Origin of the sequence: Pseudomonas sp. Ga0074129, from assembly GCA_001465025.1 — a bacterium.
GTDB lineage: Bacteria > Pseudomonadota > Gammaproteobacteria > Pseudomonadales > Pseudomonadaceae > Aquipseudomonas.
The window spans coordinates 111945-127647 of sequence record LNDO01000057.1 but is presented as its reverse complement, the minus strand read 5'-3'; the positions used below and the strand labels follow the sequence as shown (position 1 = coordinate 127647).

The following is a 15703-nucleotide window of genomic DNA, read 5'->3' as shown; positions in this document are numbered from 1 at the left end:
CTTTTTTGCTTAACTATCTCCGGCAATGCGAGAGTTGACTTGCTTTTTTGATCCGGGATTAGGCTTTCAACTCGCAGCAGAAGATTTTGCTTTTCTGATAAAGTGGCCTTTTTTTGCATGATGAGGATTTCTCTGTGCACACCGCAGATTAAGCCTTGCTCTTGCGACAGTTATTGTGACCACGGATTGTGCTGCACAGATGTTCTGTGCCGCTACGCTGCAGCGGCTGTTCTGTAAAATAAGCAAACCGTGACAACCTGAAATGCATGAGAACCCAGCCGATGTCAGCACAAAGCCCGGAAAATCCAGTCTTAGAAACGAATAGCATATCCCGCCGCTTCTCAGTTGCGCCGATGATGGATTGGACAGATCGCCACTGCCGTTTTTTCCTGCGTCAGCTTTCTCAACACGCACTCCTCTTCACCGAAATGGTCACCACTGGGGCCATTTTGCACGGAGATGCTAAGCGCTTTTTGCGACATAGCGCGGCGGAATATCCGCTGGCCTTGCAGTTGGGCGGTAGCGTTCCAGGTGACTTAGCCGCCTGCGCCAAACTGGCACAAGAAGCAGGCTATAACGAGGTCAACCTGAATGTCGGCTGCCCGAGCGATCGGGTGCAGAACAACATGATCGGCGCTTGCCTGATGGGCCATCCGCAGTTGGTCGCTGACTGCGTAAAAGCCATGCAGGATGCCGTGGATATTCCCGTTACGGTTAAGCACCGCATCGGCATCAATGGTCGCGACAGTTATGCCGAGTTGTGTGACTTCGTTGGCACCGTGCGCGATGCAGGCTGTCGCAGTTTTACCGTGCATGCACGCATCGCCATTCTCGAAGGACTCTCACCCAAGGAGAACCGTGAAGTACCCCCACTGCGCTACGACGTGGCGGCGCAACTTAAACGCGACTTTACCGAACTTGAGATCATCCTCAATGGCGGTATCAAAACGCTGGATGATTGCCAGCACCACCTTCAGACCTTCGATGGTGTGATGCTGGGCCGCGAGGCGTATCACAACCCCTATTTACTCGCGCAGGTTGACCAGCAGTTGTTTGGCTCTTCGCGTGCGGTAATCAGCCGTTTCGAGGCCATGCAGAGCATGCGCGATTACATCGCCGCACACCTTGCCGAAGGCGGCAGCATGCATCACATCACTCGCCACATGCTGGGCCTTGGCCAAGGCTTTAATGGCGCGCGACGCTTTCGCCAGCTGCTCTCGGTGGACATTCACAAAACAGATGCACCGCTGACCCTGTTTGATCAAGCCGCCCAATTGCTGCAAGGTCGTTGACTCGGGTAATGTCGTGATACCTGCAACGACAAGGCTGTGTCATGACTTCCAAGCTGGATCAACTCAAGCAGTTCACCACCGTAGTCGCCGATACCGGTGATATCGACGCCATCGCCCGCGTTAAACCGGTTGATGCCACCACCAATCCGTCCCTACTGCTCAAGGCGGCTGCCCTGCCCGGCTACAGCGAGTTGCTGAAGCATGCCGTTAAAGCCGGTCAGGGTGATCTTGGCTTAGCGACCGATCATTTTGGTGTTGCGGTAGGCCGTGAAATTCTCCAGATAATTCCTGGGCGCATCTCCACCGAAGTCGATGCGCGCCTGTCTTTCGACACCCAGGCAACCCTGCGCCGCGCCGAACGCTTGATCGGTCTGTATGAAGACGCTGGCATCGGTCGTGAGCGTGTGCTGATCAAGATCGCATCGACCTGGGAAGGTATTTGCGCTGCAGAGCAACTGGAAAAGGCTGGCATTCAATGCAACCTGACCCTGTTGTTTGCCTTTGCTCAGGCACAAGCCTGTGCTGATGCAGGTGTTTTCTTAATATCGCCCTTCGTCGGTCGTATTTATGACTGGTACAAGAAGGCTGAAGGTCGAGACTTTGTCGGCGCAGAAGACCCCGGCGTGCAGTCCGTGGCGCGGATCTACAATTATTACAAGGCCAATGGCTACCAGACCGTAGTCATGGGCGCGAGCTTCCGTAACATCGGCCAGATCGAACAACTGGCGGGCTGTGATCGCCTGACTATCAGCCCTGACCTGCTTCACCATCTAGCAGAGGACGAGCAACCGTTATCGCGTCAACTGAGCCCTGGGCATGCCGGAGAGCCTCGGCAAAGCTTGGGGGAAAGCCAGTTCCGCTGGGCGATGAATGAAGATGCCATGGCCACCGAAAAGCTCGCGGAGGGCATTCGCTTGTTTGCTCGCGATCAGGAAAAATTGGAAAGATTGCTTGCTTGACTCAGCCAAATGCAAACGGGGCGCTCATTGAGCGCCCCGTTTATTTAATCGCAGCTGTTTAATGATGCTCTAGTGCACTGACCAGATCGTGGAAGGCTTCGCGATTGGATTCATTCAAACCCATCAAAATGCGATGAGCTTCAAGCACTTTGGCACGCACCGTTTCTTCAGACTGATCCTGCGATGGCAGATCATTTAAGCAATCGGGGCATGGCAGCGGTGTGTCGACGATATTAAAGACCTGATCGAAACCCATCGAATGCAATAAACGCGTGATGTCAGCGTGGGTGGTCACGACTGTTGGCAGGAGACCAATTTTCTGTCGAGAAAGAATCGACAATTTGGCCAGCAAACCAAGGGTGGTGCTATCAATACTGCGCGTTTCTGTAAGGTCAATCACGATGGCCGAGAAATTCAGCGCCGTGAAGATCTTTTCAATGGTCGCATCCAACGCAGAACATAAGGTTAAACGCACCTCCCCCACAAATTTGAGGATGAAGGTGCCGTCATGTTCGGCAAACTGAATTCTACCGGGGCTTATCCCAGGGTTCATGCAAGGTTCCTGCTCAACACCAGCAAGGCGATATCATCCGGCATATCGCCCAGATTGGCCAGCCCAAACGCCTTGCGTAAACCGTCTAACGTTCCCCCCGCCTCAACCACCAATTGCGGCAGAAGCGCTTCTTTTTCCTTGAGGGTATCGCCTGACAGCAGATCGAGAATGCCATCGGATAGCAAGGTCAGACTAAAGGCACTAGGTAGTTCGAGTTGATGGTCTTTGTACTCGGCCTCAACAAACAAACCGACTGGAAGGCCACGCCCTTCAAGGTAGTGTGCCTGCCCTTCGCTATACAAAATCGGCAGCGGCAGATGGCCGCCAACACTGTAGGTCAGCCGGTTGTTAGCCTGATCAATCACCCCACCCAGCATGGTGACGTGTTTACCCAACTTGCAATTGATCAAGCCGCGGTTGATGTGGGCAAGGACCTGAGAGGGTCTGAATTCTGGCAAGCTGTCTAAACGCCGCGACTCATAGAGCAGCCGGGTGGTCATAAACTTCAGTAAAACCGTGATGAAGGCTGACGACGCACCATGACCCGATACATCGGCCAAGTAGAACGCTATGCGCGTCTCATCAACACGGAAATAGTCGACAAAATCGCCAGAGAGATACAACGAGGGAATAATTTTGTGCGAAAAATGTAAATCATCCGCCTGCCAGGGCGTCACAGGCAGCATATTCATCTGCACCTGACGACCTGCGTTCTGGTCTTCCTGAAGCAGATGCAAGCTGGCTTGGAGTTCGCGGTTGGTTGACTCCAACTCGTCGCGATAACGCTGATTTTCCAGACGCAACCTGAATCGATCCAAGGCACGGCGAACCGAATGCTCTAATACGGCAAGGTCTACCAAAGGCTTGATTAAGTAATCGGCGGCCCCCAAACGAAGCGCCTCGACCGCGTCACTCATCACCCCTGCACCGGAAACCACGATAACGGGCGTCTCAACCTGCAAGGCGTTGATTCGGCGAATAAGCTCAAGCCCATCGACCTGAGGCATGCGTAGATCGCAGATGACAAGATCTGGCGATTGAGCCTCAAACACCTCAAGCCCTTGCAGGCCGTTACTCGCTTGCAGCACCTGAAAGCCGCTGTCTTCTAGGTAGGCAGCAAGGCTTGCGCGCACTACATCATCGTCATCGATTATCAGAAGCGTGGCACTGGTATTGTGCATGAGATTTCCAGGCAAACTACGCCGGGTGTGGGTTGGCTTAGTGCGTCAGCGTGTGGGCATGCTGTACGCGCGAACGCGACTTAATTATGGCCAAGACGGTACTCCCATCCGTTACGTGATTCAAGCGTGCGCCGGTCGTCGCAACATGCCTTTACACCTCAAATCGGCCAGGGTTATAAGAGCGTTAGGACAACCCCCATAACAAGAGGAAAGTGCCCATGAGCCAAAATGATCGTGCTTACAGCGAAAAACGCGATTACATCCGCATGCGGCTAGAGGCACCCGTTACCCTGCATCACAACGGGCTTGAGATACCTGCATTGTGCCTCGACCTCTCCAGCACCGGCATGCAACTGGAAGCGCAAAGCTCAGTTGCAATGGGTGACAAGGTTCGCATTCACATCGCGTCAGATCACAACGAATTGCGCGGGCTTGATGCACAAGCTGAAGTGGTTCGTGTCAACACCATGGATGATGGCCGCCAAGCTATTGGTCTAGCCATTATTTCAATGGGCTGATAAACAAAAAGGGCGGCCTCTGGGGCCGCCTTGTGCATTCAGACCTGTCGCTTAAAAATCGTCTTCCACCTGACCATCACGCACTTTGAATTCGCGATTCTGCAGGTAGGCGTTGCGGATGAAAGTGTACTTGTCACCGCTGACCATGCGCTCGGCTTTGAACAAGCTGGCACGCAGGTTTACAGCGTCTACGCCAATCACAACGTTACGTGTCGGGACATGATCAATGTGCGCCGTAGCCGCCAGCATGCTGTCTGGAACGCGACCAAACGCATCACGCACCGTGCTCGGACCCAGCAGTGGCAATACGACGTACGGGCCACTGCCTAGACCCCAAGCACCGAGCGTCTGACCAAAGTCTTCATCGTTGCGCTGCAGCCCCATGCGGGTTGCCACATCAAACAACCCCAATGCGCCAAAAGTGGTGTTGACGATCAGGCGGCTGGTGTCCACACCTGCGTCATGCAACTTACCTTGCAACAGGTTGTTGGCCAGGTTGCGAACATCACCGATATTGCGGAAAACATTACTGATGCCGTCTTCCACAGGTTGCGGAGTCACGGCTTGATAGCCCTGAGCCAAAGGCTTGAGGGTATAGGCATCAACGGTTTCATTGATGTTGAACATAAATTGGTTGTAGCCCACCCAAGGGTCTTGCTCGTCGGCATTGGCTACCACGGGCAACATCAGCAAACCGGCGCAGGCCGCCAGTTGACTCAAACGTTTAGTCCAGCTCTTACGCATCGCAGTCACTCCTTGAAATCACTCAGGCTGCCACAGGCACCAATTAAGGCTGCAAGTATAAGGCGCAGCCTTTGATAAGGCAGCATAGCGGATGGACTTAACGCCAAAGAAATAACCCCCAACGCACAAGCAAGAAATCAAGTTGGCTATTCGTCACCTCGCTGTAATGATTGACGAATAAGCTGCCAGAGGATGTTTTCAAGGATGGATCATGAGCCCGCCCTCGCCCGCCTTCACCGCTATATTGTTTGGCCTCTCAGGCTGCCTGGTTGACTTTGGTGCCCGCACGGTTGCCCTTACCCTTCAGCACCTTTGCCCGAATACCAAACATCCCCGAGGCCTTGAACAAGCATTGGGCCACACACCCACACCCAATGAACTGGAGCATTATCAACGCGTGCTGTGCGAGTTCGCTCGTGACCAAGCCGAGCTGACGCCCTCGACTGCTCAGTTGCTGGATTCACTGCATCAACAGAACATCCCCTGTGCTTGGCTAGACGAGTTACCCTCAGACGCCTGCCAACATCTGGCCAGTGCACTGCCAACATGGCTGACAGGCACGACTCTGCAGCACCAGCGGCCCTGGCCTGCGCCCGATGCAATCTGGGAAAGTTTGATGGCGCTCAAGGCCGAGCGGTTGAATGGCTGCGTATTAGTCAGTGGTGAGCCGCGCCTGCTGCAAGCGGGATTGAATGCCGGCATCTGGACCATTGGTCTGGCCATCAGCGGGCCGCTTTGCGGCATGGCCATAGCCGATTGGCAAAGCCAAACAACCCGCGAGCGCGACCAACTGCGCAGCCAAGCCACCCTCAGCCTTTATCGGCTTGGCGTACATTCTGTAATTGATCAGCTCAGTGACTTACCGACTTGCCTGCAAGACATCAGCCTCCGTCAACAAAAAGGCGAAAGGCCCTGAATGATCGATAACATCCGAGTCCGCGAGCGCGGATTTGATCCAAAGCAAGCAAAGGCCATGGGCTTGGATTAACCTGAAGGCATGCAGAACCTTTCGCCTTAGCGCAAGGTCAGTCATTCAGTCGATTACCAAAGGGAGAGTTCCATGCCTGCAAGCCGTCTGCAGCAACAACTGCAAGAACTACGCGACCAACTGGCCGAACAGCCGCCAATGACCGAGGAAGAACGCGCGGAACTGTTTGTGCTGACTCAGGAGATAGAACTGCAACTGGCCAGCCAAGCAGCGGCCGCACCCGACGCCACCTTGATCGATGGCGTCAACCTGGCTGTAGAGCGCTTTGAAGCCAGCCACCCGACGCTCGCCGGAACCCTGCGCAATATCGTGCAGAGCCTCGCGAACATGGGTATTTGAACTGTTCATGCCGCGCCCTTAGAGGGCTGCGCGCAGGCCTTTTAATCAGTCACTAGGCTGGAATGAAGATCTAGCCGGGCGCACGCGTAACAGATTAACGCCCTGCGACAGCACTCATAAAAACCCCAGCATTGCGCTGGGGTTTTGCGTTACTGACGCACTAAACGTCGATTATCGGCGGCCACTGATTCTGTGCTGCGATAAGGGTTGATGTCTAAACCACCACGCCGCACATAACGCGCATACACCGTCAGATGCACTGGTTTGAGCAGTCGCAACAGGTCGAGAAAAATCCGCTCAACGCATTGTTCATGAAAGTCCGCGTGCTGGCGAAAGCTGACCAAATAAGCCAGCAAACTGGCGTGATCTAAAGCTGGGCCTTGGTATTGCACCACCAACGTGCCCCAGTCGGGCTGGCCAGTAACCGGGCAGTTCGACTTGAGCAGATGACTGTGCAAGCTCTCCTCAACCACTCGCTGCCGATCACAACGCAGCAGTTCAGGCTGCGGATGTGCGTAGTTACTGATGGTCACGTCCAAATCATCAATGCACACACCTGGCGCGGCCGATACACCCTCAGCCGTCACCTCCGCCAAGCTGCGCACGCGCACCGCAACCGGTTTGCCCGCTGCGGCCGACAGATCAGCCGTCAACACACTGACCAACTCATCCGGCGTGGCAAACACCGACTGATTCAGCGAGTTGAGATACAGCTTGAACGATTTCGACTCAATGATATTTGGCGAGTCGGCAGGAATGGCAAACTCGCCCATGGCCACCACCGGCTTACCCGACGGCAACAACCAGGACAGCTCGAAACAGTTCCAAAAATCCACGCCTTGATACGGCAGCGTCTCGGCGCTCAGCCCCAACTCGGCCCACTTTGCAGCGCGCGGAATGGGGAACAACAAAGACGGCGTGTAGGTCGCGATGTATTCGCTGGCCTTGCCCAGGGGAGAATCTTCGGCGGCAGGCTGCATGACAGTCTCCGGATCAGAATGAACAGGGCTCACGCGCTTAACTCGGACACGATAGCTGCCAGTGCCTGAGCTGGATCAGCGGCTTGGCTAATGGGACGACCGATCACCAGATAGTCCGAGCCTACATCCAGAGCCTGGCGCGGTGTCAGGATGCGCCGCTGATCATCCTGAGCGCTGCCCGCTGGACGAATCCCCGGAGTGACTAATTGCAAAGCAGGGTAAGTGCCTTTCAGCACCTGCGCCTCCTGCGCCGAACACACCAACCCGTCCAACCCCGCTTGCGCGGCCAAACCGGCTAAGCGCAAAACCTGCGTTTGCGGCTCCACATCCAGACCAATCCCAGCCAAATCCTCACGCTCCATGCTGGTCAACACCGTTACCCCGATCAGCAGCGGCTTGGCCCCGGCGAGCTTCTCCAGTGTTTCGCGGCACGCCGCCATCATGCGCAGGCCGCCGGAGCAATGCACATTAACCATCCACACCCCCATCTCGGCCGCCGCTTTAACGGCCATGGCCGTGGTATTGGGGATGTCATGGAATTTGAGGTCGAGGAATACCTCAAAACCCTTGCCAGCCAGCACGTTGACGATATCCGGACCGCATCGGGTAAATAGCTCCTTGCCCACTTTTACCCGGCACAGCTTGGGATCGAGCTGATCAGCCAATGCCAGCGCGGCATCACGAGTCGGAAAATCCAGGGCAACGATGATCGGGGTCTGGCAGGCGGACATGGGCAGGCTCTCGGGCAAGACAAATTCGGCGCGCATTGTAGCGGATGAGACTTGGACGCGCTGCTCCAACGGTCTACGGATATTGCTATGCGGGTCACCGCCCGGGGCTTTAGAGCTTAAGCGCAAGCAAAACGGCGCAAAGCAGCATAAAACCGACAAATAGCCCGCGTAGCAAACGCTCTGGCAGGGCGTGAGCGCACTTCACGCCCCAACTGATACTAAGTAAACCACCCAGCGCCAAGGGCACGCCTAGCAGCCAGTTGACATGATCGTGTGCGGCATAGGTCCCCAAGGTAACGGCCGTACTCGGCGCAGCCAACGCCAGGGACAAGCCCTGCGCCACCACCTGACTGGTGCCAAACACCGTGGTGAGCAACGGCGTTGCCAGCACCGCACCGCCCACACCAAACAGGCCACCCAACAAACCAGCAGCGCTGCCCAGCACGCTCAACCAAGGCCAGGTATGACGCATACCAGTGGCTGGCTGCAGCGGCATACTGAACAGCCGAGAAAAGTTGTAAGCCGCCAACAGCAGCAGAAAAACCACAAATGCCAGGCGCATGCGCTCAGCGTCCAACGTCACGGCCCAGGCGGCACCCAGCAGCGCAAACACCAAACTGGGCACGGCCAGCGCCAGGGCGTGCTGCCACTGGATGCGGTTGCGCTGGTGATAACGCCACAACGCCAACAGCACATTGGGCACCACCATCACCAGCGCCGTGCCTTGGGCCAACTGCTGATCAAGCCCAAACAGCACGCCCAGCGCCGGAATGGCAATCAGCCCACCACCTATACCGAACAGACCACCCAGCGTGCCTAAAACAAGGCCAAGCAGCAGATTCACAACAAGATCAAGCAACAGCATCTGCGCACTCCCTAGATAAGCCACGCAGCCTAATGGGTTCTCACTGGTAGTGAAACGCACAGCCGCGCACAATGGCTTTGCATTATCTGCACAACAGAGGACCTGCATGAACCCTGACAACCTGACCGATCAGCTCAGCCTGTTTCTCGATGTACTGGAAACCGGCAGCTTCTCAGCAGCGGCCCGTCGTCATCCGCTGACGCCCTCAGCAGTCGCCCGGCGCATTGATGCACTGGAACGCTCGCTCGGCAGCACCCTGTTTAGCCGCAGCACCCACGCCGTTCGCGCCACCTCTGCCGGGTTGGCGTTTGCTGAGCGGGCCAAACGCATTTTGACCGAACTGCACCTGGCCCGCGCCGAGGCCGTGTCCCTGAGCAGCGCACCTGAAGGGCTTATCCGCGTCGATGCACCCGCGCCTTTCGGTCGCCGCCATCTGGCACCAGCGATCGCGGCGTTTTTAGTCGCTTATCCGGGTTTGGACGTGCAACTGCGCTTGATCGACAGTTTCGTTGACCTGCAAGGCAGTCATTTAGGTGAGGTTGATGTGGTGCTGCGCATTGGCCCGCTGGCCGACACGCGCTTGGTTGCCACGGCGTTATCACCCATGGTTCGAGTCGTCTGCGCCAGCCCCGAGTACCTGGCTCGTCGCGGCGTGCCACGCAGCCCTGACGAGTTGCTAGAACATGACGGCCTGGACTGGGACAGCTTGGCACCGCCTTATGCCTGGCGCTTTGAGCAACAGGGCAAACTGCAACTGTGCCGCCCCAAACGCCTGCGTATGACCGCCAATAACGCTGAAGCCCTACTGTTCAGCGCCCTGACCGGGCTGGGCATAGCTCATTTACCCACTTGGCTGATCAGCGAATACCTGGTGCGCGGTGAACTGTTGCCGCTGTTCTGTGAAAACGGACTGCCTGCCCCCGAGCCGAGCGGTATTTACGCCCTGCGCCTGGAGCGAGAAACCGACTCACGCAGCCGTTTGTTGCTGGAGTTTCTCAAAGCGCGCTTCGGCCCCATTGCCCCCTGGGACTTGGCCTTGCACAACGGCCTACAACGGGGCTGAAGCCAAATACCAGGCGAAAAAAAGCCCGACGCGAAGGTCGGGCTTTTTTAACTCGCGGTTAACGCCAGCCTTAGGCCGGTGCTTTAGCGCGGGATTTGTACTCGCCGGTACGGGTGTCGATTTCGATCCAGTCACCGATTTCGCAGAAATCAGCCACTTTCACTTCAGTGCCGTTGCTCAGCTTGGCAGGCTTCATCACCTTGCCGCTGGTGTCGCCACGGGCAGAACCTTCGGTGTAGGCCAGCTGACGCACGATGGTGGTCGGCAGGTCAACGGAGATTACTTTGCCTTCGAAGAACACCGCTTCGCAAACGTCGTTCATGCCTTCTTCGATGAAAGGCAGAACGCTTTCCAGGTCTTCGGCGCGCAGCTCATAAGAGTTGAACTCCGGGTCCATGAATACGTAGTCATCACCGCTGATGTAGGACAGGTTCACTTCCTTGCGCTCAAGGATAACCGGTTCCATTTTGTCGTCGGCTTTGTAAACGGTTTCAGTCTTGGAGCCGTTGATCAGGTTCTTCAGCTTCATCTTAACGATGGCGCTGTTACGGCCGGACTTGGTGAATTCGGCCTTTTGGATCAGCCATGGGTGCCCGTCGATCAGCGCCACGCTGTTAGGCTTCATTTCTTGTGCGGTTTTCATACGAATATCCGGATTTGGATGGAGTGACAGAATTCTTGGCCGCGTATCATAGCCAATTTAAGTAAAACTGCACCAGAGCCGCGGCAAGATCAACCTGAGATGCCTGTTGCAGAGCCCACGCGTCTGCATGAGCAGACAGCTCAGGCCCATGTTGCAGCAACTGATTCCAGCTTTGAACCACTGACCCGCCCTGATTCCAGGCATGCCAAAGGCTGACCAACGCTGCTTGCGCCCCCTCGGACAACCCGGCTTGGTAAATCGCCAGAAACGCGTCGAGCTTCTCCAGATGCGCGTCATCGGCTTGCTGATAAATATGCCAAAGCAGAGGCCGCCCGGCCCACTGGGCGCGAACGAATGAGTCTTCTCCGCGCACGGCATTGAAATCACAACTCCACAGCAACTGGTCGTACTGCTCCTGCGAGAGAAACGGCAGCACCTGTACATGCAACTGACCTCGCTGGCGCACAGCACCAACTTGCAAGGCTGGGCCACCCAGCCAAGCGTGCAGATCACTGAGGATACGGCCTTCGGGCACCAGCAATTGAGTGGGCTGGTCGGACGAAGCCAATGCGTCCAACCAACTGGCCAGAGCCGTGTTCTCGTAGGCAAACAGCGAGATCAGACGCGCACCCGCCGGCAGGCTCACCCCAACACTACGCAAGAACGCATGACGGGCCTGTGCATCCGCTTGAAACGCCTGACGCTGCGCGATCAAGTCACGCTCACGCAACAAACCGCCGGTGCCTGCGGTAAAGCCTGGAAAGAAGAAAAACTTCGACAACCCGCCTGCTTGCAAGGAAGGCAGCGCGTGGCAGCCCGCCACCCACGCCTCAGCACTGAGGTATTCCAAGTTGAGCCACAGCACCTTCTGTTCACGCGCGGCCATGGCCGTGATGTATGACTGGGGCAACTGACAGGCAAAAGCCTCAATCACCACGTCAGCAGGCTCTACCGGCAACCAATCCACGGGCCAGTGTCGCACCTCGACGCCTTGCTGTTTTTGCGTTGGTTGTTGCGGATCAGCTTGCGGGCATAGGCGAACGAATGCCTGCACGTCATCCACCCAGAGCCGCACGGCCAGCCCATGCTCGGCCACCAACTGGCGAGCCAGCCGCCAGGTCACGCCGATATCGCCGTAGTTATCCACCACGCTGCAGAAAATGTCCCACGTTGCGCGCATGCACCACTCCTTAAAAAACAGCCGCCATGGTCGATTAAAACGCCTACGGGCGATAGCCCAAGCGTGAACCTATGAGCCTGCATGACTGTTTACCCCGGAGCTTTGCGTTAGACTCACGCGCAACTAAAACAACAATAAAACAGCTCGAGACAGCCCTTATGACTGCACTCTGCACCACGTTGCCAGCACAACTTAGTCTGCTGCTGGTGGATGATCACCGCATTTTTCTTGACGGTTTGAGCCTGGCCTTGGCCCCCCTCTGCGCTGACCTGCAGATTCGTACGGCGGAATCGGCCGCTGCTGCCGAAACCTGCTTACAGAGCGGCGTATTTGACCTGATTTTGCTGGATCTGCGCCTGCCCGACATGCCCGGCCTGGAGTTACTGCAGCGCTGGCAACAGCAAGGCCGTCTGACCCCGGTGGCCATTCTCAGCGCCAGTGATTCCAGCCTGGATGCGCAAGCAGCGCTGGCGGCCGGTGCCTTGGGCTTTATCTCGAAGAGCGCCAGCAGCGACGAACTGCGCCTGTCGGTAACCCGCGTGCTAATGGGGGAAACCCTGCCAGCGCCACATCAAGGTGATAAATCACCGCTTACGCCCCGGCAAATGGAAATTCTACGTTTGCTGGCTGAAGGGCTGCCCAACAAATCCATCAGCCGTCAGTTGGGTGTGTCTGAAGACACGGTGAAAACCCACCTTAAATCCTTGTTTCAGGAGTTCGCGGTGCACACACGCACGGCCTGCGTCAGCGCCGCGCGTCAACGCGGGTGGCTATAAAACAGCATTGGATGTCCGCGCAAGTTTCGCGTCATCCGGCAGCATAATCGCCAACGCCTGGCGCAGCCGGGCTGGTAACAGCGGTTTGCCAAGCAACGTGACATGCGAGCGTGTGCAGCGCTCTTGTAAATCAGAACTGACGTCAGCGGTAATCAACAATGCGGGCAACATGCAGCCCGCCTCTTCGCGCAAACGCTCGATCACCCGTAAACCGTCCTCGGTTGCCGCCAATCGATAATCACTGATGATCATCTGCGGTTGTGCCTGCGCCATACACTGCATCGCTTCAGCAGCATCAGCACAAGCCCACACCTCACAGCCCCAGCGCTGCAGAAGCCCACACAGGGCTTCGCGCCCAGCTGCGTCGTCTTCCAGCAACAGCACGCGCCCAGCCAATGCATTTACCGCAGGTTTTACGACGGGTACCTGCCCTGCCTCGGCCTGCGGTAGTTGCAGCACAAAACGCGCACCACTGCCGGGGCTGGAGTAAAGACGCAAGTCATGCGTGAGCAACTCAGCCAATTGCTGAACGATGGCCAGCCCCAAGCCCAAACCCCGCTCGGCATTGCGACCAGGGTTGTCGAGTTGGCGAAACTCTTCGAACACCTGTGCCTGCTCGTGCTCGTCCAACCCTTTGCCATCGTCGCCCACTTCCAGGTACACCGCGCCTTCTTCAAGACGCGCCAGCAGCCAGACATGGCGCGCCTGGGCGTGACGCAGGGCATTACTCAGCAGGTTGCGCAGCATGCGCTCCAACAAGACAGGATCACTGCGCACCCAAAGCTCAGGACAATGCAGTTGCAACTCCACGCCTTCGGCAACCGACTCAGCCCGTGCTTCGCTGCTCAAACGCAGCAACAAAGGACGCAGCGCAAACACCTCCGGCTTGGCCTGTACGCCGCCCGGCAATGTCAGGCGCGTGTAGTCAAACAGTGACTGCAATAACCGGCTGAGCTGCTCAACGGCAATGGCCAGGCGACTGCTGATGCGGTGCACGCCCGGGTCTTGGTTTTGTTCAAGAAGATGCTGGGCGTAAAGCCCCATGGCATTGAGTGGCTGACGCAAGTCATGACTGGCCGCAGCCAGCAGGCGCAACTTGCGCGCATCATCAGCCTCAGCACGCTGGCGAGCCAGGTCAAGCAAACGCAGGTTAAGCCATGCGCCGCGCTGCCCATGCTCCTGCAGATATGCCCCCACGCTGCCAATCACATTGGCGCACAACAGAAACAAACCCTGATAGCCGACGGCCACGCTGCCATTGGCCAAAAGCATGCCCAACAGAAAAAACAGCGCACACACGCCCCACGACGCCACACTCACGGCACGAAACGAAACGCCAAGCAAAACGTAGCCAAACAACAACACCAGAAACAGCCCGTCATAGGGCATCTCCACACCCTGGTTCCAGCACAGGTGAATAATCACCGCGATACAGGCGCCGTTAAGGGTATAGGCCGCCACATACGCCAGCAGCGCTAATCTGGCGGGGCTGCTCGTGCGACGACAGTAGATAAAGGCCAGCAAAGCACCAACGATGCCGAAAATGCGCACCGGCAGCGTGGCCAGGCTGGCATGGGGAGGCAGTAACAGCAGGTCGAGTACGCTGTAGGTCAGCTGAAAGAGCACCGCCGTGCTGATGATCAACAGCAAGCGGCGACGGATGCGTTGCACGCGATGTTCGATAAAGGCGTCTTCCAACACCTCAACAAACTGCAGACGACTCCAGCCTCGGCGTTGTTGTGCCAGCAACAAGGCTTCCTGGCGATCCAGGGTCATCGCCAAGCTCCGTGATTACAACTCGGAAGGCGGATTGTCCTGCTGCTTTGCGGCAATGGCGTCATAGGTGTCCACACGATGCTGATCTTCAGCGTTGAAAAGACGCTGGCGTAAACGCTGTTGTTCGCGCAGCTGATCTTCGCTACTCAGGCCATTACCGCGCAAGGTGGCCAGTTCCTGCTGATACGCGGCGTAACGCTGTTGCCAGTCGCGCTCATTGCGCTGCTCAAGCAGCAAGCGTTCCACAGTGGGCGGATCATAGGTCATGGCCAACAGTTGACGCACCTGCTCTTCACCAGCACCTTCGCGCCAGAGCTGCTCAGATTGCGCCTGAAGAAGCTGCGCTTGGGCTTGGCGCTCTTCAGTGGCGCGCATGGCTTCGGGCAATTGTGCGCGCAGACGTTCTTGCGCCAGGGCTTTGCCTTGCTCGGAGAGGTCGTCACGTGCCATCAGTTTGAGGGTGTCCAGGGTATAGCGGCCATAGGCTTCTTCAGCGCCAAACAACGCCTCGGCGGCGGCACTGGAAAAGTGCGTACGGCGCAACTGCGACAGTTGCTCAAAGGCGTGTTGCATCACCTGCAGTTGATCCGCCGGGGTACTTTGCTGGCTGGCACTCAACGGTTGCTGCATCAGGGCCAGGCTGGCGCGCTTGTAATCCAAATAATCACCCAGCAGGCCAATAAACTGCCCTAAAGCTGGCTCGGGTAAACGGCTGCGGGCATCGGCCAGCATCACCTCAACAACGGCATCCAATCCGGCCTGATCCACAGCGCTGAGGAAGTAGTCCAGGTAATCACGCACAGCCAGGCTCAAGTGCAGATTACCGGCGCTGTCAGCCTTGAGTTCACCATCCACCTCGGTGCCTTGCAGGCCCGGCAGAGTGGGCGATTCAGGGGTAACAGAAGCCTTAGGCTGGGGCGCGCGAAGCAGCGAAACAGGAGCAAGCGGTACCGGTTGAGTGGCGGGTGAAATCGCGACGGCCTGCGTTGAGGGTGATTGATGCGTTGGCCAGTGCCAGAAAAGCGTAAAGCCGGCAACACTGCCAGCCACCAGCACAAGCGCGAAAGACTTGGGTACAGAGAGGGCCATACGACCTCCAAGGTGCGGGCTACTGC

Annotated in this window: 17 protein-coding genes; 7 read left to right on the top strand and 10 right to left on the bottom strand. The window is 57.0% G+C overall.

Annotated elements, in window-relative coordinates; genetic code table 11:
* Positions 1-281: 281 nt before the first annotated feature.
* Both dusA and tal read left to right on the top strand, forming a co-directional pair.
* Positions 282-1292: a tRNA dihydrouridine(20/20a) synthase DusA gene (gene dusA / locus AUK77_RS05880; protein ID WP_296127146.1), complete on the top strand. Its 1011-nt coding sequence runs from the start codon at positions 282-284 to the stop codon at positions 1290-1292.
* A gap of 41 nt (positions 1293-1333) precedes the next feature.
* Positions 1334-2251, top strand: coding sequence for a transaldolase (gene tal, locus AUK77_RS05875; RefSeq protein WP_296127144.1), 918 nt, complete (start codon positions 1334-1336; stop codon positions 2249-2251).
* Between the two features lie 58 nt (positions 2252-2309).
* Here tal and rssC read toward each other — a convergent pair whose 3' ends face one another.
* Both rssC and rssB read right to left on the bottom strand, forming a co-directional pair.
* On the bottom strand, positions 2310-2792 hold the full coding sequence (gene rssC, locus AUK77_RS05870) for an anti-sigma factor antagonist RssC (RefSeq protein ID WP_296127198.1): 483 nt from the start codon (positions 2790-2792) through the stop codon (positions 2310-2312).
* An 8-nt stretch (positions 2793-2800) separates the two neighbouring features.
* Positions 2801-3985, bottom strand: a complete 1185-nt coding sequence (rssB, locus tag AUK77_RS05865; RefSeq protein ID WP_296127142.1) for a two-component system response regulator RssB — start codon at positions 3983-3985, stop codon at positions 2801-2803.
* 218 nt (positions 3986-4203) lie between these two features.
* Between rssB and AUK77_RS05860 the strand changes: the two genes are divergently transcribed.
* Entirely contained in the window at positions 4204-4503 is a 300-nt protein-coding gene (locus AUK77_RS05860) for a PilZ domain-containing protein (RefSeq protein WP_296127140.1), read from the top strand.
* A gap of 51 nt (positions 4504-4554) precedes the next feature.
* On the opposite strand, the gene AUK77_RS05855 is transcribed toward AUK77_RS05860, so the two are convergent.
* Entirely contained in the window at positions 4555-5247 is a 693-nt protein-coding gene (locus tag AUK77_RS05855) for a VacJ family lipoprotein (RefSeq protein ID WP_296127138.1), read from the bottom strand.
* A 211-nt stretch (positions 5248-5458) separates the two neighbouring features.
* Between AUK77_RS05855 and AUK77_RS05850 the strand changes: the two genes are divergently transcribed.
* Both AUK77_RS05850 and AUK77_RS05845 read left to right on the top strand, forming a co-directional pair.
* Positions 5459-6163: an HAD family phosphatase gene (locus AUK77_RS05850; protein WP_296127136.1), complete on the top strand. Its 705-nt coding sequence runs from the start codon at positions 5459-5461 to the stop codon at positions 6161-6163.
* Positions 6164-6307: 144 nt separating this feature from the next.
* The gene (locus AUK77_RS05845; protein WP_296127133.1) at positions 6308-6574 is read left to right on the top strand and encodes a DUF4404 family protein; all 267 of its coding nucleotides are present in this window, start codon (positions 6308-6310) and stop codon (positions 6572-6574) included.
* Positions 6575-6723: 149 nt separating this feature from the next.
* Here the strand turns inward: AUK77_RS05845 and queF are convergent, their stop codons facing one another.
* The 3 genes from queF to AUK77_RS05830 form a co-directional block, all read right to left on the bottom strand.
* The gene (queF, locus tag AUK77_RS05840; protein WP_296127131.1) at positions 6724-7554 is read right to left on the bottom strand and encodes an NADPH-dependent 7-cyano-7-deazaguanine reductase QueF; all 831 of its coding nucleotides are present in this window, start codon (positions 7552-7554) and stop codon (positions 6724-6726) included.
* 29 nt (positions 7555-7583) lie between these two features.
* A complete protein-coding gene (gene pyrF / locus AUK77_RS05835; RefSeq protein WP_296127129.1) occupies positions 7584-8285 on the bottom strand; it encodes an orotidine-5'-phosphate decarboxylase in 702 nt (233 codons plus the stop codon).
* A 109-nt stretch (positions 8286-8394) separates the two neighbouring features.
* Positions 8395-9150 (bottom strand): sulfite exporter TauE/SafE family protein, encoded by a 756-nt coding sequence (locus AUK77_RS05830; protein ID WP_296127127.1) that lies wholly within the window; start codon positions 9148-9150, stop codon positions 8395-8397.
* 106 nt (positions 9151-9256) lie between these two features.
* On the opposite strand from AUK77_RS05830, the gene AUK77_RS05825 reads away from it, so the two are divergent.
* Entirely contained in the window at positions 9257-10213 is a 957-nt protein-coding gene (locus AUK77_RS05825) for a LysR family transcriptional regulator (RefSeq protein ID WP_296127125.1), read from the top strand.
* 70 nt (positions 10214-10283) lie between these two features.
* Here AUK77_RS05825 and AUK77_RS05820 read toward each other — a convergent pair whose 3' ends face one another.
* Positions 10284-10856 carry an elongation factor P gene (locus AUK77_RS05820; protein WP_296127123.1) on the bottom strand — a complete coding sequence of 191 codons (573 nt, stop codon included), beginning with the start codon at positions 10854-10856 and terminating at the stop codon, positions 10284-10286.
* Positions 10857-10902: 46 nt separating this feature from the next.
* Positions 10903-12036 (bottom strand): elongation factor P maturation arginine rhamnosyltransferase EarP, encoded by a 1134-nt coding sequence (earP, locus tag AUK77_RS05815; RefSeq protein ID WP_296127121.1) that lies wholly within the window; start codon positions 12034-12036, stop codon positions 10903-10905.
* 158 nt (positions 12037-12194) lie between these two features.
* On the opposite strand from earP, the gene AUK77_RS05810 reads away from it, so the two are divergent.
* Entirely contained in the window at positions 12195-12812 is a 618-nt protein-coding gene (locus AUK77_RS05810) for a response regulator transcription factor (protein ID WP_296127119.1), read from the top strand.
* On the opposite strand, the gene AUK77_RS05805 is transcribed toward AUK77_RS05810, so the two are convergent.
* On the bottom strand, positions 12807-14588 hold the full coding sequence (locus AUK77_RS05805; RefSeq protein WP_296127118.1) for a hybrid sensor histidine kinase/response regulator: 1782 nt from the start codon (positions 14586-14588) through the stop codon (positions 12807-12809). The two genes, AUK77_RS05810 and AUK77_RS05805, sit on opposite strands and share 6 nt — an antisense overlap.
* A 15-nt stretch (positions 14589-14603) precedes the next feature.
* Positions 14604-15677: a lipase secretion chaperone gene (locus AUK77_RS05800; protein ID WP_296127116.1), complete on the bottom strand. Its 1074-nt coding sequence runs from the start codon at positions 15675-15677 to the stop codon at positions 14604-14606.
* Positions 15678-15703 lie beyond the last annotated feature (26 nt).